The 26,836-nt window shown below is 72.4% G+C and carries 25 protein-coding genes and 2 pseudogenes; 16 read left to right on the forward strand and 11 right to left on the reverse strand.

Annotated elements, in window-relative coordinates; translation table 11 throughout:
• Positions 1-22 precede the first annotated feature (22 nt).
• The 4 genes and pseudogenes from ACZ7DL_RS12455 to ACZ7DL_RS12470 form a co-directional block, all read right to left on the reverse strand.
• Entirely contained in the window at positions 23-1,438 is a 1,416-nt protein-coding gene (locus ACZ7DL_RS12455) for a BNR repeat-containing protein (RefSeq protein ID WP_470773759.1), read from the reverse strand.
• A gap of 16 nt (positions 1,439-1,454) precedes the next feature.
• A complete protein-coding gene (locus ACZ7DL_RS12460) occupies positions 1,455-1,775 on the reverse strand; it encodes an L-rhamnose mutarotase (RefSeq protein ID WP_470774080.1) in 321 nt (106 codons plus the stop codon).
• A 17-nt stretch (positions 1,776-1,792) separates the two neighbouring features.
• Positions 1,793-1,993, reverse strand: a pseudogene (locus ACZ7DL_RS12465) (rhamnose ABC transporter substrate-binding protein); the annotation flags it as partial.
• Between the two features lie 4 nt (positions 1,994-1,997).
• A pseudogene (locus ACZ7DL_RS12470) lies at positions 1,998-3,492 on the reverse strand (sugar ABC transporter ATP-binding protein); the annotation flags it as partial.
• 270 nt (positions 3,493-3,762) lie between these two features.
• Between ACZ7DL_RS12470 and rhaI the strand changes: the two are divergent.
• The 7 genes from rhaI (at position 3,763) to ACZ7DL_RS12505 (ending at position 12,767) form a co-directional block, all read left to right on the forward strand.
• Entirely contained in the window at positions 3,763-4,923 is a 1,161-nt protein-coding gene (rhaI, locus tag ACZ7DL_RS12475; protein WP_470773761.1) for an L-rhamnose isomerase, read from the forward strand.
• A gap of 134 nt (positions 4,924-5,057) precedes the next feature.
• Complete coding sequence (locus tag ACZ7DL_RS12480) at positions 5,058-7,097, forward strand: bifunctional aldolase/short-chain dehydrogenase (RefSeq protein ID WP_470773763.1); 2,040 nt, start codon at positions 5,058-5,060, stop codon at positions 7,095-7,097.
• The gene (locus tag ACZ7DL_RS12485; RefSeq protein WP_470773765.1) at positions 7,094-8,542 is read left to right on the forward strand and encodes a rhamnulokinase; all 1,449 of its coding nucleotides are present in this window, start codon (positions 7,094-7,096) and stop codon (positions 8,540-8,542) included. Before ACZ7DL_RS12480 ends, ACZ7DL_RS12485 begins: the two co-directional genes overlap by 4 nt.
• A 72-nt stretch (positions 8,543-8,614) precedes the next feature.
• Positions 8,615-9,367: a (Fe-S)-binding protein gene (locus tag ACZ7DL_RS12490; RefSeq protein ID WP_470773767.1), complete on the forward strand. Its 753-nt coding sequence runs from the start codon at positions 8,615-8,617 to the stop codon at positions 9,365-9,367.
• Positions 9,364-10,842: a LutB/LldF family L-lactate oxidation iron-sulfur protein gene (locus ACZ7DL_RS12495; RefSeq protein ID WP_470773768.1), complete on the forward strand. Its 1,479-nt coding sequence runs from the start codon at positions 9,364-9,366 to the stop codon at positions 10,840-10,842. Before ACZ7DL_RS12490 ends, ACZ7DL_RS12495 begins: the two co-directional genes overlap by 4 nt.
• Positions 10,839-11,480 (forward strand): LutC/YkgG family protein, encoded by a 642-nt coding sequence (locus tag ACZ7DL_RS12500; protein ID WP_470773770.1) that lies wholly within the window; start codon positions 10,839-10,841, stop codon positions 11,478-11,480. The genes ACZ7DL_RS12495 and ACZ7DL_RS12500 overlap by 4 nt, the downstream gene beginning before the upstream one ends.
• Before the next feature lie 132 nt (positions 11,481-11,612).
• A complete protein-coding gene (locus ACZ7DL_RS12505; protein ID WP_470773772.1) occupies positions 11,613-12,767 on the forward strand; it encodes a betaine/proline/choline family ABC transporter ATP-binding protein in 1,155 nt (384 codons plus the stop codon).
• Positions 12,768-12,773: 6 nt separating this feature from the next.
• Here the strand turns inward: ACZ7DL_RS12505 and ACZ7DL_RS12510 are convergent, their stop codons facing one another.
• The 4 genes from ACZ7DL_RS12510 to ACZ7DL_RS12525 all read right to left on the reverse strand — a co-directional run bounded on the left by ACZ7DL_RS12510 (position 12,774) and on the right by ACZ7DL_RS12525 (position 15,981).
• Complete coding sequence (locus ACZ7DL_RS12510; protein WP_470773774.1) at positions 12,774-13,715, reverse strand: ABC transporter substrate-binding protein; 942 nt, start codon at positions 13,713-13,715, stop codon at positions 12,774-12,776.
• Positions 13,712-14,383: an ABC transporter permease gene (locus ACZ7DL_RS12515; protein WP_470773776.1), complete on the reverse strand. Its 672-nt coding sequence runs from the start codon at positions 14,381-14,383 to the stop codon at positions 13,712-13,714. Before ACZ7DL_RS12515 ends, ACZ7DL_RS12510 begins: the two co-directional genes overlap by 4 nt.
• On the reverse strand, positions 14,380-15,060 hold the full coding sequence (locus tag ACZ7DL_RS12520; RefSeq protein WP_470773778.1) for an ABC transporter permease: 681 nt from the start codon (positions 15,058-15,060) through the stop codon (positions 14,380-14,382). Before ACZ7DL_RS12520 ends, ACZ7DL_RS12515 begins: the two co-directional genes overlap by 4 nt.
• A gap of 348 nt (positions 15,061-15,408) precedes the next feature.
• On the reverse strand, positions 15,409-15,981 hold the full coding sequence (locus ACZ7DL_RS12525; protein WP_470773780.1) for a TetR/AcrR family transcriptional regulator: 573 nt from the start codon (positions 15,979-15,981) through the stop codon (positions 15,409-15,411).
• A 119-nt stretch (positions 15,982-16,100) separates the two neighbouring features.
• On the opposite strand from ACZ7DL_RS12525, the gene ACZ7DL_RS12530 reads away from it, so the two are divergent.
• The 4 genes from ACZ7DL_RS12530 (at position 16,101) to ACZ7DL_RS12545 (ending at position 20,639) form a co-directional block, all read left to right on the forward strand.
• Positions 16,101-16,958 (forward strand): AAA family ATPase, encoded by an 858-nt coding sequence (locus tag ACZ7DL_RS12530; RefSeq protein WP_470773781.1) that lies wholly within the window; start codon positions 16,101-16,103, stop codon positions 16,956-16,958.
• Positions 16,955-18,307, forward strand: a complete 1,353-nt coding sequence (locus tag ACZ7DL_RS12535; protein WP_470773783.1) for a VWA domain-containing protein — start codon at positions 16,955-16,957, stop codon at positions 18,305-18,307. The genes ACZ7DL_RS12530 and ACZ7DL_RS12535 overlap by 4 nt, the downstream gene beginning before the upstream one ends.
• Positions 18,308-18,366: 59 nt before the next feature.
• Complete coding sequence (locus tag ACZ7DL_RS12540; protein ID WP_470773785.1) at positions 18,367-19,341, forward strand: pyridoxal-phosphate dependent enzyme; 975 nt, start codon at positions 18,367-18,369, stop codon at positions 19,339-19,341.
• A gap of 326 nt (positions 19,342-19,667) precedes the next feature.
• Complete coding sequence (locus ACZ7DL_RS12545; protein ID WP_470773787.1) at positions 19,668-20,639, forward strand: NAD(P)-dependent alcohol dehydrogenase; 972 nt, start codon at positions 19,668-19,670, stop codon at positions 20,637-20,639.
• 65 nt (positions 20,640-20,704) lie between these two features.
• Here ACZ7DL_RS12545 and ACZ7DL_RS12550 read toward each other — a convergent pair whose 3' ends face one another.
• Both ACZ7DL_RS12550 and ACZ7DL_RS12555 read right to left on the reverse strand, forming a co-directional pair.
• Entirely contained in the window at positions 20,705-21,070 is a 366-nt protein-coding gene (locus ACZ7DL_RS12550) for a cupin domain-containing protein (RefSeq protein WP_470773789.1), read from the reverse strand.
• A gap of 160 nt (positions 21,071-21,230) precedes the next feature.
• On the reverse strand, positions 21,231-21,866 hold the full coding sequence (locus ACZ7DL_RS12555; protein WP_470773791.1) for a transmembrane-type terpene cyclase: 636 nt from the start codon (positions 21,864-21,866) through the stop codon (positions 21,231-21,233).
• Between the two features lie 53 nt (positions 21,867-21,919).
• On the opposite strand from ACZ7DL_RS12555, the gene ACZ7DL_RS12560 reads away from it, so the two are divergent.
• The 5 genes from ACZ7DL_RS12560 to ACZ7DL_RS12580 all read left to right on the forward strand — a co-directional run bounded on the left by ACZ7DL_RS12560 (position 21,920) and on the right by ACZ7DL_RS12580 (position 26,289).
• Positions 21,920-22,516 (forward strand): HD domain-containing protein, encoded by a 597-nt coding sequence (locus tag ACZ7DL_RS12560; protein ID WP_470773793.1) that lies wholly within the window; start codon positions 21,920-21,922, stop codon positions 22,514-22,516.
• Positions 22,517-22,518: 2 nt separating this feature from the next.
• Positions 22,519-23,085, forward strand: coding sequence for a GNAT family N-acetyltransferase (locus ACZ7DL_RS12565; protein ID WP_470773795.1), 567 nt, complete (start codon positions 22,519-22,521; stop codon positions 23,083-23,085).
• 255 nt (positions 23,086-23,340) lie between these two features.
• On the forward strand, positions 23,341-24,306 hold the full coding sequence (locus ACZ7DL_RS12570) for a pirin family protein (RefSeq protein ID WP_470773797.1): 966 nt from the start codon (positions 23,341-23,343) through the stop codon (positions 24,304-24,306).
• A 560-nt stretch (positions 24,307-24,866) separates the two neighbouring features.
• On the forward strand, positions 24,867-25,517 hold the full coding sequence (locus ACZ7DL_RS12575) for a hypothetical protein (RefSeq protein WP_470773798.1): 651 nt from the start codon (positions 24,867-24,869) through the stop codon (positions 25,515-25,517).
• 55 nt (positions 25,518-25,572) lie between these two features.
• Entirely contained in the window at positions 25,573-26,289 is a 717-nt protein-coding gene (locus tag ACZ7DL_RS12580) for a DUF1775 domain-containing protein (RefSeq protein ID WP_470773800.1), read from the forward strand.
• 84 nt (positions 26,290-26,373) lie between these two features.
• Here ACZ7DL_RS12580 and ACZ7DL_RS12585 read toward each other — a convergent pair whose 3' ends face one another.
• Complete coding sequence (locus ACZ7DL_RS12585; protein ID WP_470773801.1) at positions 26,374-26,733, reverse strand: ArsR/SmtB family transcription factor; 360 nt, start codon at positions 26,731-26,733, stop codon at positions 26,374-26,376.
• Between the last annotated feature and the right edge of the window lie 103 nt (positions 26,734-26,836).

Raw genomic sequence — 26,836 nt, forward strand, 5'->3', positions numbered from 1 at the left:
CGGGACGACCTTCACATTACCGTCACGCAGGCAGGGCGAAGTCGGCCACGTGCAGCGCCGAGGGCGTGGTGCCGGCGGACCTCTCCTGGTACAGGAACGACAGGACGTTGTCCGCCCGGATCCGGGTCTCGTCGATCACCACCTCACCGAACGCGTTCAGCCCGGCGCCGCCGAACAGGAGCGTCCAGTCGGTGTACCCGGACTCCCGCGAGGCCGCGGCGATACGGCCGAACGGGAGGACGGCGTAGGCGTTGTCGTACCGGTCCAGGACCAGCTTGGTGCGCCGGCTGGAGCCGAGCGGGACCGGGATCTCGGTCTTCTGCCAGCCGCCGGAGGCTGTTTTGCGCAGGTGGAAGGCGCGGCCGTGGGCGGTGCGGTGGGCGACGTAGTCCGTGGTGCACTGGCCGAAGCGGCCGGGGACGTAGCTGATGATCGCGTGCGGGAGGCCGGCGGAGTCGGTGCACTGGCTCTCCTGGTTCATCAGGGAGTGGTCCGGGTTCAGCGGGTCGACGACGAGACCGCTGTCGCCGACGGAGACCTTGTCGGACCCGCCGGTGGCGCCGACGACGGTGCCCGCGTCGTTGCGCCAGGTCCGGCCGCGGTCGTCGGACCAGACGTAGCCGGTGTCGTGGTTGGTGATGCCGCCGCCGCTGCACATGACGGCCGCGTTCTGCTCCCGCCAGGTGAACAGGGCGTGCAGCCGGCCGCGGGTGTCGTAGTCGATGCCGTGCAGATACATGTTCCGGGCGGCGCTGGAGCCGTGCTCGTTGGTGTACGTGCCGCTCGCGCTGCTCCACTCCCCCAGCGCGGTCCAGCGTGAACCGTCGTACTCGGCCAGGGCGTTGCGGCCGTTGCCGGAGACGCCGGCGCGGTAGACGAGCTGGAGCCGGCCCTCGGGGGTGGCGAGGAACTGCGGATAGGTGAACTGCGAGGTGAGCGCGAGTCCGTCCAGCGTCGTCCGGACGGCGCCGAAGACGGACGGGGTCCAGGCCGTGCCGGCGGGGTCGTCCAGGAGGCCGGCGACCGACTTGGCGTAGAAGAAGCCGTCGCTGTGGGAGTCCATGTTCAGGTGGAGGCGGCCGTCGGCCGGGGAGACGCCCATGCAGATGACGTTGTGGGAGTCGTCGGCCTTGAGCCGGTGCGGCAGGGCGACCGTCGACCAGGTGGCGGCGCCGAGGGCCCGGCGGGCGATGACCGCGTTGCGGCTCGCCGTGTACCAGGCGGCGTACTGGTGGCCTTCGTAGGTCAGCAGGCCGTTCTTCTGGAAGGAGTTGGTGTTGACCAGGCCGTCGTAGGAGACGAAGTAGAGGGCCTGCGGGTCGAGTCGCGTGGTTCCCCTGCTCGTGACCGACGGCTTCGGGGTGGCGGCCCGCGCGGGTCCGGCGGCCGTGGCGGAGGCGGCCGCGAGGGCGCCGGCCAGCATGGTGCGTCGTCTCATGTTCGGCTCCAGGTGGTCAGGCGAGGTGGAACACTTCGGTGAGCGGCCGCATGGCCTCGTCGGGCCGGGCGCCGTCCAGGGACTCGAAGAACGGCGCCATCTCCTGCTGCCAGCGGGCGTTGACCTCGGTGGCCTCCATGCCCGCCCGGGCGGCGGCGAAGTCCTCGGTCTCCAGATAGCCGACGAGCAGGCCGTCCTCGCGCAGGAACAGCGAGTAGTTGTGCCAGCCGGTCGCCCTCAGGGCGTCCAGCATCTCCGGCCAGACGGCGGCGTGCCGCTCGCGGTACTCGGCGAGCCGGTCCGCCCTGACCTTCAGCAGGAAACACACGCGCTTCATCAACGTCCCCCGAACTCTCAGAAGTTGAACCGGTCGATGTTCCTGGCGTCGAACGCGGTCGGCTTGCCCAGGTTGATCACGCCGTCCTTGCCGATGGTGTACGTCGTGGCACCGGCCTTGAAGGTCTCGCCCTCCTTGCCGCTGATCTGCCCCGAGGACAGCGCGACCGCGGCCCGGGCGGCCAGGTCGCCGAGCTTGGCCGGGTCCCACAGCTCGAAGGTCAGCGGCCAGCACGGCCTCCTCGGTGGCTTCGGAACGGGGGATCTCGGCGGCGATCCGGCCCTCGTGCATCACGAGCACCCGGTCGGCCATGCCGAGGATCTCGGACAGGTCGGAGGAGATCATCAGGACAGCGACCCCGTCGGCGGCCAGTTCGCTCAGGAGCCGGTGCACCTCGGCCTTGGTGCCCACGTCGATCCCCGCGCGTCGGCTCGTCCACGATCAGCACCTTGGGGCGGGTGGCGAGCCACTTGACCAGGACGACCTTCTGCTGGTTGCCGCCGGACAGGGTGGCGACGGCGTCCGCGATCCGTGCGTACTTCACCTGGAGCTTGACCGCCCAGTCCAGCGAGCGGCTGCGCTCGGCCCGCCGGTTCACCAGTCCCGCCCGGGCGGTCGTACGGAGCCCGGGCAGGCCGATGTTGCGTTCGATGGACAGGTCCATCACCAGCCCCTGAGCCCGCCGGTCCTCCGGGACGAGGGCCAGCCCCGCCGCCATTGCGGCGGACGGCGCCCCATCGGCGAGCCGGCGCCCGTCGATCTCGACCTCGCCCGCGTCCCGGCGGTCGACGCCGAACACCGCCCGGGCGACCTCGGTGCGGCCCGCGCCCACGAGTCCGGCGAGGCCGACGATCTCACCGCGCCGCACTTCGAAGGACACGTCCGTGAAGACGCCCTCGCGGGTCAGGCGGCGGACGCTCAAGCCCACCCCGCCCGGCTCCACTTCCTGCTTCGGGTACAGCTCGGCCAGGTCGCGGCCGACCATCCGGCGGACCAGGTCGTCCTCGGTCATCCCGGCGAGCGGCTCACCGGCTATCCAGGCACCGTCCCGGAGCGTGGTGACCGTCCGGCAGATCTCGAAGATCTCCTCCAGCCGGTGCGAGACGAACAGCACGGCCGCACCCTGCTCGCGCAGCGTGCGGACGACGCCGAAGAGCCGGGCGACCTCGCTGCCGGTCAGGGCCGCGGTCGGCTCGTCCATGATCAGCACTCGGGCGTCGAAGGACAGTGCCTTGGCGATCTCCACGATCTGCTGATCGGCGATGGACAGACCGCGGGCGGGCCGGTCGGGGTCGAGGCCGACGCCGAGCCGCCGCATCAGGGCTGCCGTCGCCGCGCGGGCGGCCTTGTGGTCGATCCGGCCGAGGGTGCGCCCGGGCCGGCGGCCCATGAAGATGTTCTCGGCGATCGACAGGTCGGGAAAGAGCGTGGGCTCCTGGTAGATCACGGCGATGCCGGCGTCGCGGGCGTCGCCGGGGCCGTGGAAGACGACGGGCTCGCCGTCGAACAGCACCTGACCGGCGTCCGGCCGGTGCACTCCGGCGAGGGTCTTGATCAACGTCGACTTGCCCGCGCCGTTCTCGCCGGCGAGGCCGTGCACCTCGCCGGGCAGCAGCTCCAGGGAGACGTCCCGGAGGGCGCGTACGGCACCGAAGGACTTGGAGACGCCCTTCAGCGCCAGCACCGGGGCCGGTCCCACATCAGGCGGGTGGGTCATGGGGGCTCCTCAGCGACACCGGCGGCAGGGCCGCCTGTCCGCCACGGTGTCGTGAAAGGTTTCAAGTGGATGGCCGGGACGGTAGGCACCGCAGCCATGTCACGTCAATGGGTCCGTATCGAAAAAATTTCGATGGGTAGAGGGCGGTGTGAGGTGGGCGACAGCCGGGTTGGTCGGACTGCTTGACACCCCTGTGGGCGGCCCCTAGCTTGCCGTTCTGAATCGTTTCACACGCTCAGTCGTTCCGGCCGACATCACAGGAGCCCTGCAGTGACCGACCTCGCCGCGGTGAAGGCCGCGCTCAAGACCCAGGCCGTCGAGACGCCGTCGTGGGCGTACGGGAACTCCGGGACCCGCTTCAAGGTCTTCGCGCAGGCCGGGGTGCCGCGCTCACCGTGGGAGAAACTGCAGGACGCGGCGCAGGTGCACGCCTTCACTGGGGTCGCGCCGACGGTCGCCCTGCACATCCCCTGGGACACCGTGGAGGACTACGGCGCGCTCGCGAAGTACGCCGAGGAGCGGGGCGTACGGCTCGGCGCGATCAATTCCAACACCTTCCAGGACGACGCGTACAAGCTGGGCAGCATCTGCCATCCGCACGCGGCGGTGCGCCGCAAGGCCGTCGACCACCTGCTGCGGTGCGTCGACATCATGGACGCCACCGGGTCGCGGGATCTGAAACTGTGGTTCGCCGACGGCACGAACTATCCCGGGCAGGACGACATCCGCGCCCGGCAGGACCGGCTGGCCGAGGGGCTGGCCGAGGTGTACGCGCGGCTCGGGGACGGGCAGCGGATGCTGCTGGAGTACAAGTTCTTCGAGCCGGCGTTCTACACGACCGATGTCCCGGACTGGGGGACCGCCTACGCCCACTGTCTCAAGCTCGGCGACAAGGCCCAGGTGGTCGTCGACACCGGGCATCACGCGCAGGGGACCAACATCGAGTTCATCGTGGCGGCCCTGCTGCGGGAGGGGAAGCTCGGAGGGTTCGACTTCAACTCGCGGTTCTACGCCGACGACGACCTGATGGTGGGGGCGGCGGATCCGTTCCAGTTGTTCCGGATCATGTACGAGGTGGTCCGCGGTGGGGGGTTCACCTCCGAGGTCGCCTTCATGCTCGACCAGTGCCACAACATCGAACCGAAGATCCCGGCGATCATCCGCTCGGTGATGAACGTCCAGGAAGCCACCGCGAAGGCGCTGTTGGTCGATCGGTCGGCGCTGGCCGAGGCACAGGCTGCCGGTGATGTGCTGGGAGCCAACTCTGTGCTGATGGACGCGTACAACACCGATGTGCGGGGGCTCTTGGGCGACGTTCGGGAGGAGTTGGGGCTGGATCCCGATCCCATGGCCGCGTATGCCCGGTCCGGGTGGGCCGACAGGATCGTCGCGGAGCGGGTCGGTGGGGAGCAGGCCGGCTGGGGGGCGTGAGCGTCAGCCGGGTTCCTGTTCCGTCGCGGGTGCGGGCCGTCTCCGGCTGGTCGCGCCCACGCGGCGGAGCCGCATGTCGATACAGCCCCGCGCCCCTTCGAATCCCACCCTCTTCTGAAAAGGGACCCGTACTCATGACCACCCATCCCGAAGTCGCCGCTCTCCTCGATCGTTCTCACCGGCTCGGCTCCGACCCCCGCAACACCAACTACGCCGGCGGCAACGCCTCCGCGAAAGGCACCGCCATCGATCCCGTCACCGGCGGTGACGTGGAGCTGATGTGGGTCAAGGGGTCCGGAGGTGACCTCGGCACGCTGACCCGGGCCGGGCTGGCCGTGTTGCGGCTGGACCGGCTGCGGGCCCTCGTGGCGGTGTATGCGGGTGTCGAGCGCGAGGACGAGATGGTCGGCGCGTTCGAGTACTGCCTGCACGGCAGGGGTGGGGCCGCGCCGTCCATCGACACCGCCATGCACGGGCTGGTGGACGCCCCGCACGTGGATCATCTGCACCCGGACTCCGGTATCGCGCTCGCCTGCGCGGCCGACGGGGAGAAGCTGACCGCCGAGTGCTTCGGGGACAGCGTGGTGTGGGTGCCGTGGCGGCGGCCCGGGTTCCAGCTGGGGCTGGACATCGCCGCCGTCAAGGAGGCCAATCCGCAGGCCGTGGGGTGCGTTCTCGGCGGGCACGGGATCACCGCCTGGGGTGACTCGTCCGAGGAGTGCGAGCGGAACTCGCTGCACATCATCCGGACCGCCGAGGCGTTCCTCGCCGAGAAGGGGAAGGGGGAGCCGTTCGGGCCGGTCGTCGAGGGGTACGCGGCCCTGCCCGAGGCCGAGCGGAGGGAGCGGGCCGCCGCTCTCGCGCCGTACGTCCGTGCGCTCGCCTCGCAGGACAAGCCGCAGGTCGGGCACTTCACCGACTCCGATGTCGTGCTCGCCTTCCTCGCCCGCGCCGAGCACCCCCGGCTGGCCGCCCTCGGTACCTCCTGCCCCGACCACTTCCTGCGCACGAAGGTACGGCCGCTCGTCCTGGACCTGCCGCCGGCCGCGCCGCTGGACGAGGCCGTCACCCGGCTGAAGGAGCTGCACGCCGCCTACCGCGAGGAGTACGCCGCCTACTACCGGCGGCACGCCCGGCCCGACTCCCCCGCCATGCGCGGCGCCGACCCGGCCGTCGTGCTCGTCCCGGGCGTCGGCATGTTCAGCTTCGGCAAGGACAAGCAGACCGCCCGGGTGGCGGGCGAGTACTACGTCAACGCCATCAACGTCATGCGCGGGGCCGAGGCGGTGTCGTCGTACGCGCCGATCGAGGAAGCCGAGAAGTTCCGTATCGAGTACTGGGCGCTGGAGGAGGCCAAGCTCCGGCGGATGCCCGAGCCCAAGCCGCTCGCCACGCGTGTCGCGCTCGTGACGGGGGCCGGCAGCGGCATCGGCAGGGCGATCGCGCACCGGCTGGTGGCGGAGGGGGCGTGTGTCGTCGTCGCCGATGTGAACGCCGACAGCGCCGCGGGAGTCGCCGAGGAGCTGGGCGGGCCGGACCGGGCCGTCGCCGTCACCGTCGACGTCACGTCCGAGGCACAGATCGCCGCCGCTTTCCGGGCGGCCGTGCTCGCCTTCGGCGGGGTCGACCTCGTCGTCAACAACGCCGGCATCTCCCTCTCCAAGCCCCTGCTGGACACGTCGGTGAAGGACTGGGACCTCCAGCACGACATCATGGCCCGGGGGTCCTTCCTCGTCTCGCGCGAGGCGGCCAGGGTGATGATCGCTCAAGGGCTGGGCGGCGACATCGTGTACATCGCCTCGAAGAACGCCGTCTTCGCCGGCCCGAACAACATCGCCTACTCCGCGGCCAAGGCCGACCAGTCCCACCAAGCGCGGTTGCTGGCCGCCGAGTTGGGCGAGCACGGGATCCGGGTCAACGGCGTCAATCCGGACGGGGTGGTGCGCGGCTCCGGGATCTTCGCCGGCGGCTGGGGCGCGCAGCGGGCCGCGGTGTACGGGGTGCCGGAGGAGAAACTGGGCGAGTTCTACGCGCAACGGACCCTCCTCAAGCGGGAGGTGCTGCCCGAGCACGTGGCGAACGCGGTGTTCGCACTCACCGGCGGAGACCTCACGCACACCACCGGCCTGCACATCCCGGTCGACGCGGGTGTGGCGGCCGCGTTCCTGCGATGAGCGCCGGCGTGAAGTCGTACGCCGCGGTCGACCTCGGGGCCTCCAGCGGGCGGGTGATGGTGGGGCGGGTGAGCGCGCACTCGGTGGAGCTGAGCGAGGCGCACCGCTTCCCCAATCGGCCGGTGCGGGTGCCGGAGGGGCTGCGCTGGGACATCCTCGCGCTGTACGGCGGTGTCCTGGACGGGCTGCGGGCGGCGGGCCGGGTGGACTCCGTGGGCATCGACAGCTGGGCCGTCGACTACGGTCTGCTGGACACCGACGGGGCCCTGCTCGGCAACCCGGTGCACTATCGCGACGCCCGCACCGACGGGGTCGCCGAGAAGGTGTGGGCGACCGTGCCGGCGGCGGAGCTGTATGCGGCCACGGGCATCCAGTACGCGCCGTTCAACACCCTCTACCAGCTCACGGCCGCCCGCTCTACCGCCCAGTTCGCGCGTGCCGCACGAGTGGTGCTCATCCCGGACCTGCTGGCGTACTGGCTCACCGGCGAGCAGGGCACCGAGCTGACCAACGCCTCCACCACCCAGCTCCTCGATCCCCGGACGCGGACCTGGGCGTACGAGGTCGCCGAGCGGCTGGGCATCGACCTGGGGCTGTTCGCGCCGCTGCGGCAGCCGGGTGATCCGGCCGGGACCCTACGGCCGGAGGTGCTGGCGGAGACGGGCCTGACGGGTCCGGTGCCGGTGACGGCCGTCGGCTCGCACGACACCGCCTCGGCGGTGGCCGCCGTCCCGGCGACCGGTGGGCGCTTCGCCTACATCTGCACCGGCACCTGGTCGCTGGCCGGCCTGGAACTGTCCGCGCCGGTGCTCAGCGAGGAGAGCCGGGCCGCGAACTTCACCAATGAGCTGGGGCTCGACGGCACCGTCCGCTATCTGCGCAACATCATGGGGTTGTGGCTGCTCCAGGAGTGCGTGCGGGCCTGGGGCGAGCCGGACCTGGGGCTGCTGCTGCGGGAGGCGGCCGGCGTGCCGACGCTGCGCTCGGTGGTGGACGCCGGGGACGAGGCGTTCCTGGCGCCCGGGCGGATGCCGGAGCGGATCGCCGAGGCGTGCCGGGCGTCGGGTCAGCCGGTGCCAGGGACGCGGGCCGAGATCACCCGGTGCATCCTCGACTCGCTGGCCCTCGCCCACCGGCGGGCCGTCGCGGACGCGCAGCGGCTGGCCGACCATCCGGTGGACGTGGTGCACCTCGTCGGCGGCGGCACCCGCAACGCGCTGCTGTGCCAGCTGACGGCCGACGCCTGCGGTCTGCCGGTGGTGGCCGGCCCGACCGAGGCGGCGGCGCTCGGCAACGTCCTCGTGCAGGCCCGCGCGCACGGACTCGCCGGCGATCTCGCCGCCCTGCGCCGGCTGCTGACCCGGACCCAGCCGCTCACCCGGTACACGCCCCGGGGCGACACCGGCCGGTGGCGCGCGGCCCAGGCCCGGCTCGCCGCGCGGTGAGCCGGGCTCTCCCGCCGGCGGGGGCGGCCGACTACCCTGCACTCGTCCGATGACCGACACCGAGGAGCCGCGATGCGTGTCGCCCTGTTCCTGACCTGTGTCAACGACACGCTGTATCCGGACACCGGCAGGGCCGTGGTGAAGCTGCTGACCAGGCTGGGTGTCGAGGTCGACTTCCCGATGGGCCAGACGTGTTGCGGGCAGGCGCACTACAACACCGGCTACCGCCATGAGGCCGAGCCGCTGGCCCGGCATTTCTCCGATGTCTTCGGGGAGTACGAGGCGATCGTGACCCCGTCCGGGTCGTGCGGGGCGATGGTGCGGGAGCTGTATCCGCGCATGGGGGAACGCGCGCGGGCCGAGGGACGCGGTGACCGTCTCGCCCGGACGCTGGCGCCGGTGGTGCCGAAGACGTACGAGCTGACGGAGTTCCTGGTGGACGTGCTCGGGGTGACCGACGTCGGTGCCTCCTACCCGCACAAGGTCACCTATCACCCGACCTGTCACGGGCTGCGCGGTCTCGGGCTCGGCGACCGGCCGCGCCGGCTCCTTCAGGCCGTCAGGGGGCTGGAGCTGGTCGAGCTGCCGGGGGCCGAGGAGTGCTGCGGGTTCGGCGGCACGTTCGCGCTGAAGAACGCCGAGGTGTCTGCGGCGATGGGCGCGGACAAGGTGCGCAACGCGGAGTCGACCGGCGCGGAGGTGCTGTGCGCGGCCGACAACTCCTGCCTGATGCACATCGGCGGCACCATGACCCGGCTCGCGGTGGGCATGCGGCCGGTGCACATCGCGGAGATCCTGGCGAGCACGGAGGAGGACCCGGCGTGAGCGGAACGTTCGTCGGCATGCCGGCCTTTCCTCAGGCCGCGCACGACGCCGTCCACAATCCCACCCTGCGCGGCAATCTGCGGCACGCCACGCACACCATCCGGGCCAAACGGGCCCGCGCGGTGGGCGAGTTGTCCGACTGGTCGGCGCTACGGGAGGCGGGCCGGCGGATCAAGGACCACACCCTGCGCCATCTCGACCGGTACCTGGTGCAGTTGGAGGAGTCGGTCACCGCGGCCGGCGGCACGGTCCACTGGGCCGCCGACGCCGACGAGGCCAACCGGATCGTGGCCCGGCTGGTCAAGGAGACCGGCGAGTCGGAGGTCGTGAAGGTCAAGTCGATGGCCACGCAGGAGATCGGCCTCAACGAGGCCCTGGAGGCGGAGGGCATCCGCGCCTACGAGACCGATCTCGCCGAGCTGATCGTGCAGTTGGGCAAGGACCGGCCCTCGCACATCCTGGTCCCGGCCATCCATCGCAACCGGGGCGAGATCCGGGACATCTTCCGCACCGAGATGGGCGCGTGGGGCCGCCCGGCCCCGCAGGGTCTGACGGACACGCCCGCCGAACTCGCCGAGGCGGCCCGGCTGCACCTGCGGGAGAAGTTCCTGCGCGCCAAGGTCGGCGTCTCCGGCGCCAACTTCATGGTCGCCGAGACCGGCACGCTGGTCGTCGTGGAGTCCGAGGGCAACGGCCGGATGTGCCTGACCCTCCCCGAGACGCTCATCTCGGTCGTCGGCATCGAGAAGGTGGTGCCGGCCTGGCGGGACCTGGAGGTCTTCCTCCAGACCCTCCCCCGCTCCTCCACGGCCGAGCGCATGAACCCGTACACGAGCATGTGGACGGGCACGACGGACGAGGACGGACCACGCGTCTTCCATCTGGTGCTGCTCGACAACGGCCGTACCGACGCCCTCGCCGACCGGGTCGGCCGTCAGGCGCTGCGCTGCATCCGCTGCTCGGCCTGCCTGAACGTGTGCCCGGTGTACGAGCGGGCGGGCGGGCACGCGTACGGCTCCGTCTACCCGGGCCCGATCGGTGCCATTCTCAGTCCCCAACTGCGGGGCACGGAAAGCGAGATCGACGCCTCGCTGCCGTACGCGTCGAGTCTGTGCGGAGCCTGCTACGAGGTGTGCCCGGTCGCCATCGACATCCCCGAGGTGCTGGTGCACCTGCGCGAGCGGGTCGTGGAGGGCGGTCCGGCGGTACGGCAGGGCAACAAGGTGGTGCTCCGGCCCGCCAAGGGACACGCGGCCGAGCGGGCGGCGATGCGGGCGGCGCGCTGGGCGTTCACGTACCCCGGTGCCCTCCGCGCGGGCCAGCGGCTGGCCTCCCGGACCCGCCGGCTGCACCCCCGTACCCTGCCGGGCCCGGGCCGGGCGTGGAGCGGCACCCGGGATCTCCCGGCCGTGCCGCCGGAGCCCTTCCGGGACTGGTGGCAGCGCACGCGCGGCGGAAAGGACGGCGGCAAGTGAGCAGCAGGGAGCGGATTCTGGGCCGGGTCCGTCGCGCATTGGCGGACGTGCCGCCGGACGAGCGGCCGTACGAGGAGGCGGTGCCCCGGGACTATCTGCGCGCCCACGGCGAGCGGACCGCCGAGCAGACGGTGGAGTTGCTGGCGGAGAACCTGGCGGACTACCGGGCGGTCGTGCACCGTGCCGACGCGGCGGAGCTGCCGCTGCTCGTCATGCGGCTGCTGGCCGAGCGCGGCTCCCGGGAGGTGCTGGTCCCGCCGGGGCTGCCGCCGGAGTGGCTGTCCGCGGCCGATCCCGTGCGGATCCACGACCGGGCGGAGGACACCGCTCAGCGACTGGATCAGGTGGACAGTGTGGTGACGGGCTGCGCCGTGGCGATCGCCGAGACCGGCACGATCGTTCTCGACGGCTCCTCGGGCCAGGGCCGACGCCGTGTCTCGCTCGTCCCGGACCACCACATCTGTGTCGTCCGCGTCCCGGACCAGGTCGTCTCCTCGGTCCCGCAGGCCCTCGAACGCCTCGATCCGGTCCGCCCGCTGACCTGGATCTCTGGCCCGTCGGCCACCAGTGACATCGAGCTGGACCGGGTGGAGGGCGTGCACGGCCCGCGCACACTGGAAGTGATCCTGCTCAGCTGAACCATCCCCTTGGGACGAGCGCCATCGCAGTTCGGCGGCAACGAGGCGGCCGGCCGGGCGGTGGCTCCCCGGCGTCCGCCGGTCGGGGCACGGCGGGATGAGACGTGCGGCGTCCTGCCGTAGCGTGAGGGAATGATCCGGTTCGATCAGGTCACCAAGCGGTATCCGGACGGTACGACGGCCGTGGACGACCTCTCCTTCGAGGTGGCGGAGGGGGAACTGGTCACGCTGGTCGGGCCGTCCGGGTGCGGCAAGACGACGACCATGATGATGGTGAACCGGCTCATCGAGCCCACCTCCGGCCGGATCCTGGTCGGCGGTGAGGACATCGCGACCGTCGACCCGGTGCGGCTGCGCCGCCGGATCGGTTACGTCATCCAGCAGGTGGGCCTTTTCCCGCACCGCACCGTCCTGGACAACACCGCGACCGTGCCCGCGCTGCTCGGCTGGAAGCGGGCGAGGGCGCGGGCCCGGGCGGCCGAGCTGCTGGATCTGGTGGGCCTCGATCCGAAGACGTACGGGCCGCGCTATCCGGAGCAGCTGTCCGGCGGGCAGCGGCAGCGGGTCGGCGTGGCGCGGGCGCTGGCAGCGGATCCGCCGGTGCTGCTGATGGACGAGCCGTTCGGCGCGGTCGACCCGGTGGTGCGCGAGCAGCTCCAGGACGAGTTCCTGCGGATGCAGGCCGCGGTGCGCAAGACGGTGCTGCTGGTCACGCACGACATCGAGGAGGCCGTCCGGCTCGGCGACCGCATCGCCGTGTACGGGCAGGGCCGCATCGAGCAGTTCGACACGCCCGGCGCGGTGCTCGGGGCGCCCGCGACACCGTACGTCGCCTCGTTCGTGGGCGCCGACCGCGGGCTGAAGCGGCTGTCGGTCACCGCGATCGAGCCGGAGGACCTGGAGCAGCCGCCCATGGCCCGGGTGGACGAGAGCGCCGAACGGGCCGCCGAGCGGCTGCGGGCCGAGGGCGCGCGGTGGGCGGTGGTGCTGGACGCGGGCGGTGACCTGCACGGCTGGGTCGGTCTCGACGAGCTGGCGACCGGCCGCACGGTCGGGGAGCTCGCCCACCGGATGACCGCGTGGGTGCCGGTCGGCGCGCCGCTGAAGCAGGCGTTCGGGGTGATGCTCCAGCACGATGCCGGGTGGGTCGCCGTGCTGGACGGGGCGCGGTTCCTCGGTGTGCTGACCCCGGCGAAGCTGCACGAGGCGCTGCGCCGCTCGGTGGACGCGGACCGGCGCGGTGTGACGCGGGGCCAGGTGGTGTTCGACTCGGTGTCGGACGCCTGAGGCGGGTTACGTCAGCAGGCCCTTGTTCCGCAGATAGGCGCGGGCCACGTCGGCCGGCAGCCGGCGCCAGCTGTCGACCTGCTGGTTCATCGCGGCCAGGTCGCCGGTGGTGAGGACGTCGTTGAGCCTGCCGAGCGCCTTCGCCACACCGGCGCCGCCCGCGCGGGAGCGGTTGACCACGGGCACGACGTAGTCGGCGTTCTGGAGACGCCGGTCGTCGGCGAGCAGGACCAGGCCGAAGGAGTCGAGGGTGGCGTCGGTCGTGGTGGTCAGCACCATCTGGTCCCGGCCGTCCTGCACGGCCCGCTTGGCCTGGGTGGTGCCGACGCCCTTGGGATCGACCCCGGTGATGCCGATGCCGTACACCTTCCTCAGGCCCGGCGCGCAGTACGGCCGTTGCACGCACTCGTCGCCCGCCGCGAGCCGCACCTTCAGCCGCGCGGCACCGAGTTGGCTGAGGGTCCGCAGGCCGTGCCGGCGGGCGTAGGCGGCGGTCACCGCGAAGGCGTTCTGGTCGACGGCCCGGCCCGGCGGCAGGACGGCGAGGCCGCGGGGTGTGGCGAGGGTGCGCAGGGCCCGCATCGTGGCGGCGAGGTCGGGCGAGCCGACCGGGGCCGCGTCGGCGCCGTGGGTCTTGGCACCCAGCCAGTCGGCGAAGGTGGCCGCGTACTCGGGCACGACGTCGATCTGCCCGGACTCCAGAGCCGGTTCGTACAGCTCCCGGTTGGCGACCGTGAGGACGGACGTCCGGTAACCGGCGTGGCCGAGCAGCTGGGCGTAGAGCTGGGCGAGCAGGTCGCTCTCGGTGAAGCCGGCCGAGCCGATGGTCAGCTGACGGTGGTCGCCGGGCGGGGCGGTGACCTGGTCGCGGTCCTCCAGGGACGGGCCGGTGGAGCAGGCGGTGAGCGCGAGCAGCGCGACCACCGCGAGGGCCCTACGACCGCTCATCGGCCACCTCGCACCCAGGCCGGGGCCAGCCGCTCGGCGATCTCGAAGAGGCCCTCGACGAGGAGGGCGAAGACCGCGACGAGCAGCGCGCCCGCGACCACCTGGGGGGTACTGGCGAGGTTGAAGCCCGCCGTGATGATCCGGCCGAGGCCGCCGCCGCCCGCGAGCGCGGCGATGGTGGCGGTGGCGACGAGCTGGACGGCGGCGATCCGCACCCCGTTCAGCAGCAGCGGGAGCGACAGGGGCAGTTCCACGTGGAACAGCAGCTGCCGGCCGGTCATCCCCATGCCCCGGGCGGCCTGGACGACACTGCGGTCGACCTCGCGCATGCCGACGTAGGCGTTGGTGAGCAGCGGTGGTACGGCGAACAGCACCAGGGCGACCACCGTGGGGCCCTCGCCCCACCTCCCGACCGGGGTCAGCAGGAGCAGGACGAGAACGGCGAAGGTGGGGACGGCCCGGCCGACGTTGGAGACGTTCACGGCGAGCGCGCCGCCCTTGCCGAGGTGCCCGAGGACGAGGGCGACGGGCAGGGCGATCAGGCAGCTGAGGAGCAGGCAGACGACGGTGAGCGTCAGGTGCTGGAGCAGCCGGTGCCGGATGCCGTCGTCGCCGGACCAGTGCGCGGGGTCGGTGAGCCAGTGCCAGGCGGCGGTGAGGGTGCTCATGCGCGGGCCGCCCTGGTCCAGGGGGTGATCAGCCACTGCACGCCCAGCAGGAGCAGGTCGGCGGCGACGGCGATCAGCACGCACAGCACGGACGCGGTGAGCACCTGGGCCCTGAAGTAGGTGTTCATGCCCGCGTAGATGAGGTTGCCGAGACCCCCGAAGCCGACGATCGCGCCGACCGTGACCAGGGAGACCGCCGAGACGGTGGCGATGCGCAGCCCGGCCATCGCGGCGGGCAGGGCGAGGGGCAGTTCGACGGCGAGGAGCAGGCGCACGGGGCCGAAGCCGAGGCCGCGCGCGGCCTGCCGGGTCTCCTCCGGGACCGCGCGCAGGCCCGCGAGGATGTTCCGCACGAGCAGGGTGAGCGAGTACAGCACGAGCCCGGCGACGACCAGGGTGGCGGAGAGGCCGTAGAGGGGCAGGAGCAGGGAGAACATGGCCAGCGACGGGATGGTGTAGAGCACCGTCGTCACAGCGAGGACCGGACCGGCCGCCCAGCCCCAGCGGCGGGCCAGCACCGCCAGCGGCAGGGCGATCACCAGGCCGATCAGGACCGACAGCACGGTCAGCTGGAGGTGCTGGAGGACCGCGTCGAGCAGGATCTGCCGGCGGGTGCTCAGATAGGCACCGCAGATCCATTCGTTGCGCGCGAGGCAGTCGTCGGGGGGCGCGGTCACGGCTCCATTGCACCGGCTGGGCGACCGGGTCGGCGCGCTGAGATGGCCCGTACGGGGCGCTTCGCCGGACGGGCCGCGATGCCGGGCGGCCGCGGCGGCGGACGGGCCGCGATGCCGGGCCTGCCGCCGTGCCTGACGTGCCGCACTCCCGGACGTGCCGTGATGGCTGCACGTGCCGCGATGCGGGGCCTGCCGCGGTGCCGGACGTACCGCAGTGCCGGACGTGCCGTGATAGCCGCACGTGCCGCGGTGACAGGCGTGCCGCGGTGGCGGGCATGCCGCATGTGCGTCGATCGTCTGCGCCGTCTTCTTGGCCGGTCGCGCGGTTCCCCGCGCCCCTCAGGGGCGCTACTGCATCCCCGCCGCGTCCAGCAGCGTGGTCACCATGGCCGTGGCGAGTCCGTCGTCCAGGCGCTCCACCCCGGCGCCGGCCCGGGCGCTGGCGCCGTCGAAGACCAGCAGGAGCTGCCGGGCGAGCAGCTCGGGGTCGCGGGCACCGCCCTGCTCGGCGTCGGCGCGGAAGTGGGCCGCCAGCCGCTCCTTGACCCCGCGGGCGACCGCGCTCGCCGGGTGCTCCGGGTCCTTCAGCTCGACCAGCACGGCCAGATAGGGGCAGCCGTGGTAGTCGGCGTCCAGGGACGCCTGCGCCAGCCGCTCGAAGACATGCAGGATGCGCTCGCGCGGGGTCGCGGTCTCCGGAGCGGGGTGCGCGAGCCGGGCCTCGTACCACGGGATGCTCCGCTCCAGGCTCGCGGCGAGCATCGCGTCCTTGCTGTCGAACAGCTGGTACATCGACCGCTTCGACACGCCCGCCGCCCGGCACAGGGCCTCGATGCCGACGGAGACGCCGTCGCGGTAGGCGAGCCGGGCGGTGGCGTCGAGCAGCCGGTCGCGGGGAGACGCCTTCTCTGTGGTGGCCATACGGCGAGGTTACCGCGCCGCGGCCGAGGAGAAACCGATCGGTGTATACCGTGGCGCCGGACCTGAACAAGCGCTTAGATAGGAGATCGGTACCTGCTCCCGAACCGCCGGAGGCCCCGTTGTTCACGTCCGTCGACGACGTCTCCGCCCGCCTCGCCGAGACCGGCTATCTCGCCTCGCCCGCCGTCGCCACGACCGTCTTCCTGGCGGACCGGCTGGGCAAGCCGCTGCTGGTGGAGGGCCCCGCCGGGGTGGGCAAGACCGAGCTGGCCAAGGCCGTCGCCCAGGTGGCCGGCGCCCGGCTGGTCCGGCTCCAGTGCTACGAGGGCGTGGACGAGTCCCGGGCGCTGTACGAGTGGAACCACGCCAAGCAGCTGCTGCGGATCAGCGCGGGCCGCGACGAGAACTGGGACGAGACCCGCACCGACATCTTCAGCGAGGAGTTCCTGCTCCCCCGCCCGCTGCTCACCGCCATCCGCGGCGACGAGCCGACGGTGCTGCTCATCGACGAGACCGACAAGGCCGACATCGAGATGGAGGGCCTGCTGCTGGAGGTGCTCAGCGACTTCCAGATCACGGTCCCTGAGCTGGGCACGGTCACCGCCACCCGCCGCCCGTTCGTCGTCCTCACCTCCAACGCCGGCCGGGAGCTGTCCGAGGCGCTGCGCCGCCGCTGCCTGTTCCTGCACATCGGCTTCCCCGAGGAGGAGCTGGAGCGGCGGATCGTACGGCTGAAGGTGCCGGGCCTCGGCGACGCGCTGACCGAGTCGGTGGTCCGGGTGGTCGGCGCGCTGCGCGCGATGGACCTGCGCAAGGTGCCGTCCGTCGCCGAGACCATCGACTGGGCCCGCACCCTGCTGGCCCTGGGCGCCGGCACGCTGGACGAGACCGTCGTGCAGGACACCCTCGGAGTGATCCTCAAGCACCAGGACGACATCCAGAAGGCGGCGGCCAAGCTCGACTTGGAAGCGCTGTGACCGCCGTCGCCGACCGGATCACCGGCCTGGTCGGGGCGCTGCGCGCGCACGGCGTACGGATCGGCACCGGCGAGACCGTGGACGCGGCCCGCGCGGCGGAGGCGCTGGGGCTCACGGACCGGGAGCGGCTGCGCGAGGGGCTGGCCGCGACCCTGCTGCACGGACCCGGCCAACGGGCCCTGTTCGACTCGGTCTTCGACCTCTACTTCCCGAGCGGGGTGGGCGGCCCGGAGGGCACCGACCGGGACCGCGAGAGCCTGCGCGACCGGCTCGCCGAGGCGCTGGCCGACAATGACCGGGCGCTGATGGCCCGGTTGGCGGCGGAGGCGGTGGACGGCTTCGGAGGGTACGGGAGTTCGCCGGGCTCGGACGGCTGGTCGGCGTACCAGACGCTGGACCGGCTGCGCCCGCAGACCCTGCTGGCCCGGGTGCGGGCCGATGTGCGGGGCCGGGCCGGCAGCGGCGCGGGGTTCGCGGACCGGCTGCTGGACGACGAGATCCGGCGCCGCATCGAGGAGTTCCGGCGCATGGTGGGGGCGGAGGCCCGGCGCCGGGTCGCGGAGCGCCGCGGCCGGGACGAGATCGCGCGGCGCGGCGTCCGGCCGACCGCCGACCAGGTCGACTTCCTGTTCGCGAACCGGGATCAGCTGACCGAACTGCGCAGGGCCGTTCAGCCGCTCGCGCGCAAGCTGGCCACGCGGCTCGCCGCGCGCCGCCGCCGGGCCGCGCGCGGCAGCATCGACCTGCGCCGCACGCTGCGCTCCTCGCTGTCCACGGGCGGGGTGCCGATGCGGCCGGTGCTGCGCCGGCGCCGTCCGGTCCGCCCCGAACTGGTCCTGCTCTGCGATGTGTCCGGCTCGGTGTCCGGCTTCTCGGACTTCACCATGCTCCTCGTGCAGGCCCTGCACGACCAGTTCAGCAAGGTCCGCGTGTTCGCGTTCGTCAACCGGCTCGACGAGGTGACCGGCCTGCTCGACCACGGCCGCGCCGACCCCGACGGGCTCGGCGCCCGCATCCGCACCGAGGCCACCCTCACCGGCTGGCACGGCAGCAGCGACTACGGCATGGCGCTTGCCGAGTTCACCGAGCGGTACGGGGGCGTGGTCGGCCCGCGCACCACGGTGTTCGTCCTCGGGGACGCGCGGACGAACATGAGCGACCCGAACCTGCCCGCCGTACGCGAGGTCGCCCGGCGTGCCCGGCGCGTGTACTGGCTGAACCCCGAACCACGCGCCCAGTGGGGCACCGGCGACTCGGCGGCGCCCGCCTACGCCGACGTGGTCGAGATGCACGAGTGCCGCACGGCCCGGCAGCTCGGCGCGCTGATCGCCGGTCTGCTCCCGGTGTGACGCGGGACGGCCGGCCGTGATCGACTGGTCGCCCGTCACCCCGCGCAAGGAGATCCGCGATGAGCCACCCGCCCGTGCCGCTCGGCACGTATCCCACCCCCGTCGAACCGGCGCCCCGGCTGGCCGCCGCGCTCGGGCTCGGGCCGGACGACCTGTGGGTGAAACGGGACGACCTGACCGGCCTGGGCGGCGGCGGGAACAAGATCCGCAAGCTGGAGTGGATGGCGGGCGCGGCCCTCGCCGAGGGCGCGGACACGCTGGTGACGACCGGTGCCCCGCAGAGCAACCACGCCCGGCTGACCGCCGCCGCGGCCGCCCGGCTCGGGCTGGACGTCGTCCTCGTGCTGCGCGGTTCCCCGGGCGTGTCGCGGTCCGGGAACCTCGCCCTGGACGGCCTGTTGGGGGCACGGCTGCACTGGGCGGGCGAGGTGGACCGTGCGGGACTGGACGCGGCGGCGGCCGAGGTCTGCGCGCGGTTGCGGGAGAAGGGCGCCCGGCCGGCCCTGATCCCGTTCGGCGGGTCCGGCACGCTGGGCGCGCGGGGCTACGTGCAGTGCGGTGAGGAGCTGCGGGCGCAGGTGCCGGAGCTGCGCACCGCGGTGGTCGCGCTCGGCTCGGGCGGCACCATGGCCGGGCTGGTCGCCGCCCTCGGCACGGAGTCGGTGCTCGGCGTCGACGTGGGCGCACTGGCCGACCCGGCGGCCGCGGCAGCGGAGTTTGCCGCTCCGCTCACCGCGGAGACGGTCACGGCGGACCGGCTGCGGGTGCGCCGGGACCAGGTGGGCGACGGATACGCGACGCTGACCCCGTCGGCGGCCGAAGCGCTCCGGACCGCCGCCCGCACCGAGGGGATCATCCTGGACCCGGTCTACACGGGCCGCGCCCTGGCCGGGCTGGCCGCCGCCGTCAGGGACGGCGAGGTACGGCCGGGCGAGAAGACCGTGTTCGTGCACACCGGCGGGCTGCCCGGCCTGTTCGGCCATGCCGAGGCCGTCGCCTCCGCCGAGGAGGCGGCCGTGACCCACACATTCTGAGGGCGCCGTGACCCACACATTCTGAGGGCGCCGTCGCCCACACACTCTGCGGGCGCCGTCGCCTTCGGACTGCGAGGGGCGCACGGGCAGCCGCGCGCTCCGGGGGCGCGCCGTCAGCAACGCGTTCCGAGTCAGCCACACGCTCGCAGTCAGCCACGTGTGCGGAGTCGACCACGCGTTCCGAGTCAGCCACACGCTCCGAGGACGGCGGCCCCCTACACGGACCCGGGTTCCTCCTGCCCCGGAATTACGGCACTTCCCCGATGTCCGGCCGGCGGATCTCGCCCTAACCTGCGAGTACACGCCGAGGGGGGAGAGAACAGGCTATGAAGGCAGTGGTCCAGGACCGGTACGGCCCACCGGACGTGCTGGAGCTGAGAGACGTGGACCAACCGGTGCCCGGGGACGACGAGGTACTGGTGCGGGTGCGGGCGGCCGGACTGAACGCGTACGACTGGCACCTCATGCGCGGTGACCCGTACATAGCCCGGCTGGCGCTGGGCCGCCGCGCGCCCCGGGCCCGGATCCGCGGCCGGGACTTCGCGGGCGAGGTGGCGGCGGCCGGCCGGAACGTCCGGGACCTCCGGCCCGGCGACGAGGTGTTCGGCGAGGTCGACGGCACGTTCGCGGAGTACGTGTGCGTCCCGGACGCCTGGGTGGAGCGCAAGCCGGCCTCCCTGACCTTCGCGCAGGCGGCGGTGCTGCCGCTGGCCGGGAACACCGCGCTGCGGGGCCTGCGGGACGTGGCGGGGGTCCGGCCGGGGCAGCGGGTGCTGGTCAACGGCGCCTCCGGCGGCGTCGGCACGTTCGCCGTGCAGATCGCCAAGGCGCTCGGCGCGGAGGTGACCGGCGTGTGCAGCACGCGCAACACCGAGCTGATCCGCTCGCTGGGTGCGGACCATGTCGTGGACTACACCCGCGAGGACTTCACACGTGCGGGGCGACGCTACGACGTCGTCCTCGACCTTGTGGCGGGCCACGGGATCGCCGGCCTGCGGCGCGCCCTCACCCCCACCGGAACGCTCGTCCTCGGCAGCGGGGGCAGGTCGGGGCAGTTCCTCGGGGCTCCCGTCCTCATCCTCAAGGGAGTCGCGCTCTCCCCGTTCGTCCGTCAGCGGCTGCGCCCGCTCATCGGCCCGGCACCCGGCAAGGCGGTGCTGGCGGACCTGCGGGAACTGGCCGACTCCGGAAAGCTCGCACCGGTGATCGACCGGACCTATCCGCTGGGTGAGGCGCCCGCGGCCATCCGGTACCTGGAAGAGGAACACGCGCGAGGCAAGGTCGTCGTCACGGTCTGACCGGGCACGGCTCCGCATGCGAGTGCCCCGCGGTGACGTGCACCGCGGGGCAGCTGCGCGGTGACTCACGTCCCCTGAGCCTTGGCGTAATCCTGTGCCATGCCTCCCGCGAAGTCGTAGACCACGACCTGCTCGTCACCGACCACCCAGGCGTCGTGACCGGCCGAACAGGCGAAGACGTCACCCGGGCCGACCTCGCTCTCGCCGCCGTCGTCCATGCGGATGTGCATCCGTCCCTGCACCACAAACCCGTTGTGGTGCACCATGCAGCTCTCCGTCCCCGCGAGCGGTGCCACGGACTCCGACCAGCGCCAGCCCGGTTCGAAGGTGGCCACCGCGAAGTCGAGTCCGGTCAGATGGAGGGCTTCGAGGTGGCCACGGGGGAAGTCGCGCCGTTCGTCCGGCTTTTCGACCGTCTTCACTTCCAGCATGACGGTGTCCTCCCTTCCAGCCGCTGACCGCGGCCGGGGCCGGCCTCCGTCTCCCGGCTGCCTCCGACGGCACCGGCGCTACGGCGGCGGCCGTACCCCTCGTGTCCATCGTCGGCCCGGCGCGTCGGCCCCGCCATCCAGGCAGGCGCGGACAACGATGTCAGGTCCGGGATTCCGCACGGCGTACGGCGTGCAGGGCGGCCAGGTAGGCGAGGTCGAGCAGGAAGCAGGCGAGGTAGAGGTAGCGCATGAGGGCGCCGTCGTAGCGGGGCGCCGGGTCGGCGGTGGTCAGCATCGCCAGGGAGGCGCAGGCCGTGCCCAGCAGCTTGGCCAGCGCGATGCCGGTCGACTGGCCGCGTGTGCCCCGGCGGGCGGCGAGCATCGCGAGGAACATGGCCGACATCGCCAGGTTGCTGCCGAACGCGGTGATGGTGCCGGCGCCCTCGTCGAACTGCTCGGAGGCGTAGTTCATCCCCGGGTAGGCGAGGGCGAGCAGCACGGCGAGGGCAGGCAGGAAGAACCGGTCGGGCAGGTACGGGAATTCCGGCCGGCCGTGGCGAACGACCGTGTAGCCGATGGCCAGGTCGAAGCAGAACCAGACGATGTTGACGACGTGCATGACCCCGGACGGGGGCCGCACGAACGCGAACATGAACTCCCAGCTGATGTTGGTGGCGAAGGCGACGACGGGCATCCCGAAGGTCCGCTCCCGCACCCCCCTGCGGATCAGCAGCACATAGGCCGCCGTCCAGAACACACCCGTGCCGAGCAGAAAGGCCGTGTGCACCGTGTCCATCCGTGCTCCCGTCTGCCAACCCTCCGACGCACGACGGTGATTACTCTGGCACGGTGACAGCCGGACACACAGCGTCGATCGCGACGGACGACACCGACGATCCACCCCTGCGCCCACTGCCGGACCGGGCCGCTTCGCTGCTGGAGCAGGTGGACGCCCCGCCCCGGCTGGTGGCCCACCTCCGGGCGGTGCACGATGTCGCCGCGCAGCTGGTGGAGTGGGTCCGACGGCACTGCCCGGAGCTGGAGTTCGACGCCGGCGCGGTGCTGTTCGGTGCCGCCACGCACGACATCGGCAAGGCCCTGCACCCGGCCGAGCTGTCCAGCCCCGGAGCACAACACGAGGCAGCCGGGGAGGAATTGCTGCTGGCGCTCGGGGTCCCGGCCGGACTCGCCCGCTTCGCCGGCACCCACGCGTCCTGGCCGCCCGCGGCCGGTGTCGAGGACCTGCTGGTGAGCCTGGCCGACAAGATCTGGAAGAACAAGCGGGTCCCGCAGCTGGAGGATCTCGTGGTGGCGCGGCTGGCCGGTGCCGACGGGCGGCAGCCCTGGGCGTGGTTCATGGAGCTGGACGAGGCCCTGACGGCCCTCGGGGAGGGGGCCGATCGTAGGCTGGCGTACCAGATGTCCCATCCCCTCACCCGAAGGTGACCATGTTCGCGACCTCTCTCGGTGACGACGGTGCCGAGCTGTGTCCCCTCCAGCCCTGGCAGGCCGAGGAGTTCCTCGCCCATGTGGACCGGGGCCGGGAGTTCATCGGGCGGTTCAACGGGCTGCCGGACGTGGTCACGGACCTGGCCTCCAGCCGGGCCTTCCTCGAGGCGTACGCCGGGAAGGAGGCGGCCGACGGGGGGCTCATCCGGGCGATCCGGCTCGACGGCAGGCTGGTCGGGGCGGTGATCCTGCGCACGCTGGACGTGGCCCAGGGCACGGCGGAGGCGGGCTGCTGGCTGGAGCCCGCCGCGGTGGGCCGGGGTCTGGTGACCCGGGCGGCACGGCTGCTGATCGACTGGGCGATCCGCGAGCGGGGCGTCCACCGCGTGGAGTGGTGGGTGTCGGCCGGCAACACGCCCAGCATCGCGGTCGCCCGCCGACTCGGCATGCGCAAGGAGGCGGTCCTGCGGGAGAGCTACCTGTACCGGGGCGAGCGCCACGACGAGGAGATCTGGTCGGTACTGGCCCCGGAGTGGTCGACCGACCCCGGAGGCGGCACGGCCTGACCGGCACGGCCCGCCGGGCTGCCGGGTCTCGCCGGGGGCGTTGACGCCGGGGAGCACGCGCTGCTCCCCCACCTGCCGACGGCACGCCGTCCCCGGTCCGGGGCCGGTGAGCCCGTCCACGGGCCGGCCGTACCCGAGCGCCCGGCAGCCTGAGGGCACCGGCGCATGCGCTGCACGTCGGCCGATCCGGCGAGCAGGGGACATCGAGGTTTCGGCACCCGCCGCTCGGGCTCGCACAGCGCTAGGTTGGGCGGCATGAGCAACCTTGACCGCGCGCCCGTGCCCAGTGTCTGCGGTGGCCGCGGATTCGTCGTCGGCGAACCCGTCCGCGAGCTGCTGAGTCCCCGGCACGTGAAGCTGGGCGAGTCGACGGAGGTGCGCAGGCTGTTGCCGAACCTCGGCCGGCGCATGATCGGGGCGTGGGCCTTCGTGGACCACTACGGCCCGGACGACATCGCCGACGAGCCCGGCATGCAGGTCCCGCCCCACCCGCACATCGGGCTCCAGACGGTCAGCTGGCTGCACGAGGGCGAGGTGCTGCACCGGGATTCGACCGGCAGCCTCCAGACGATCCGGCCCCGGCAGCTGGGCCTGATGACCTCGGGCCGCGCGATCAGCCACTCCGAGGAGAGCCCCCGCCCGCACGCCCGCTTCCTGCACGGCGCCCAGCTGTGGGTCGCCCTGCCGGACGAACACCGGCACACCGACCCCACGTTCGAGTACCACCCCGAGCTGCCGACGGTGACCGCGCCCGGCCTGACCGCCACGGTGATCCTCGGCGGCCTGGACAGCTCGGTCTCGCCCGGTACGACGTACACCCCCATCGTCGGCGCCGACCTCGCCCTGCGCCGGGGCGCCGAGGTCCGTCTCCCCCTCGAACCCGACTTCGAGTACGGCGTGCTGGCCATGTCGGGAGAGGTGCACGTGGACGGCGTGCCGGTGCTGCCCGGCTCACTGCTGTACCTGGGCTGCGGGCGCTCCGAACTCCCGCTGCGCGCCGAGTCGGACGCCGGGCTCATGCTGCTCGGCGGCGAGCCGTTCGCCGAGGAGCTGGTCATGTGGTGGAACTTCGTCGCCCGCTCCCAGGCCGAGATCGAGCAGGCCCGGGAGGACTGGACGAAGGGGGTCCGGTTCGGTGAGGTGCAGGGCTACGACGGGGCCCCGCTGCCCGCACCCGAGCTGCCGCCGGTGCCGTTGAAACCACGCGGAAGGATGCGCTGACCCGGGAAAACTCGGATTTGCGGTCCAGGGCATTCGAGACCGTCTCTTCGCCTATCCTCCCACGAGGATCGCTGGTGGCGCGGACCCTTGCATGCTGCCTCCGGGACTGCCCGCGTTTCCAAGGCCTGGTCATATGAGGGCAGCTTTGGCCGGACGAATCCTGACCCAATGCTGACTTTACTGACCAGTCATCAGCACATGGTGAAGCGGTGTGCTCACTCCTTGGAGCTCGGCATGAGGGAGAGATCATCTGCGTCGCGTTGTCGGCTGATGCTGCCCCCGGAGCCGATTAGCCTTCGGGGCCGGTCGTCGTAGGCCGACCACTCGGGCGATTGTGGGAACCCAACAGCTTCAGGGGGAGGGGCACTACCGTCCGATCCCGGCGGCGAACATGGCATCCCAAGAAACGACCGCTGCCTGCAAGGCGGCATCCGAACTGCCCGTGACCACGCCCCTGCCCCGAGCGCACACGCCGCCCCGGAGAGGGAATTCCCGGCGATCCGCTTCTTACCGGATCCCGCCTCCGCGCGAGCGGGGCCATGCCCGATGATGGGCAGGCCATGACCAAGCTCCGTACGACGCCGCAGCGCGCGCCGCTCCCTGTTGCGCGGGCGGCCGTGTTCGCCGTCGTCGGTACGGTCCTGGGGGTGAGCGCACACCATCTCGTCGCCGAGGGGCCGATGCCGTGGCGGCATGGCGCGGCTGCGGGCGCGGTGCTGTTTGCCGTGGGGCTTCTGGGCGCTCAGCGCCCGCGCTCGCTGGCCGCCGTGGTGGCAACCTGCGGTGCGGCCCAGGCCGGACTGCATCTGTGGCTCATGACGCAGCACCCGGACGCTTCGGCTCCCATGGCCATGCCGGGGGACATGCATCACGGCACGGGCGCACACGGCGCCTGGCACGAGCGGCTGCACGACTCTCTGGCGATGACGGCGGTGCACGCGCTCGCGGCCGTGCTGGTCGCCGTACTGCTGCACCGAGCGGACGCCGTCTGCTGGGCGCTGGCGCGTGGTCTGACGACCGCGGTCGACGTCGTACGGCAACACATCGCCACAGCCTGGAAGCTGCTCACGCAGCGTGCAGCACCGGCGGAAGCCGGGCTGCCGCCTCTGCTGCACACTTGGCTGGAACGGCCGCCCCTGAAGGGGACGGTGCTCGCGGACGTGGTGGTGCGAAGGGGTCCTCCCCGCACGGGACTGACTCACGCCAACTGACCTTGCGGGAACGGCCGTTCGACCGCCCCGCAGTCCCCCACGCCTGGAGACACCCATGCTTCGTGCCATCAGCAAGCACCGCACCGCCCGCCGCCTGACCATGCTGACCGCCTCGGCCGCCACCGCCGTCCTGCTCACCGCGGGCCCAGCCTCAGCCCACGTCGAGGTCGAGTCCGACCAGGCACAGGCCCTCGCCAAGAACGCGAAGATCACCTTCGAGGCCGAGTCGGAGTCCGACACCGCCGGCATCACCAAGATCCGCGTCGTCCTGCCCGAGGGCATCGCGCCCGCCGACGTCGTCTACGGCGAGGGACCCAAGGGCTGGAGGTTCAGCGCCGGCGACGACGGCTACACCGTCGAGGGCCCGGCCGTGAAGACCGGCGACAACGCGGAGTACTCCATCGTCGTCAAGCAGCTCCCCGACGCGAAGGAGCTGGCGTTCAAGACGCTGCAGACCTACAGCGACGGCCGCACCGACCGCTGGATCGAGCTGGACGAGAACGGCGAGAACCCCGCGCCCGTCCTCAAGCTGAAGGCAGCCGCGCCGGGCGCGAAGCCGATCAGCCCGTCTCCCAGTGAGACCGCGTCGGCCTCCCCCACACCGACCACGCAGGCGACGACCCCGTCGGCCTCTCCCGCCGCCAAGGCCGAGGAAAAGGGCGAGGACGGCGGGCTGTCCGCCAGCACCTGGGCCGGCATCGGCATCGCGGTGGTCGCCGTGGCGGGCGGCGCCATCTATCTCGTACGTCGCCGGGGCACCGCGTCCGCGTAACCAGCTGCTCCGACCGGCCCGGCCGACCCGGCGGCACATGTCCGCTGGTCGGCCGGGCCCTCTCGGTGGTCCGCGCAGACCCGGTCAACCGTGCGGGGCCTGCCCACTGACCCGGTGATCGGCGTGGCTCAGCGCCTCCAGCACCAACCGCCGCAGATGCCCGTCGCGGAGGCTGTAGTAGACATGCCGGCCCTCGCGCCGCGTCTCCACCAGCCCGGCGAGACGCAGCTTCGCCAGATGCTGGCTCACCGCCGTGCGGGACGCCGCACACCGATCGGCCAGCGATCCGACATCCGACTCCCCTTGCGCGATCAGCCACAGCAGGTGCAGCCGGGTTACGTCGGACAGCATCGCGAACACCTCGGTCGCCTCCGCGAGACGCGCGCTGTCCGGGGGGCGCAGATGCGCACCAGGTGCAGTTGGCAAGGGCTCGCGAGCAGGCATGCACACAGGGTAGAGGCCGCCATCGAGCCAAAGCCGCCGCCCTCACGCCGAACTTGGCCGTCAACATGTGCGCAGGTGCGCACCTATATGTACAGTGACAGGC

The organism is Streptomyces sp. NPDC036984 (assembly GCF_055607665.1).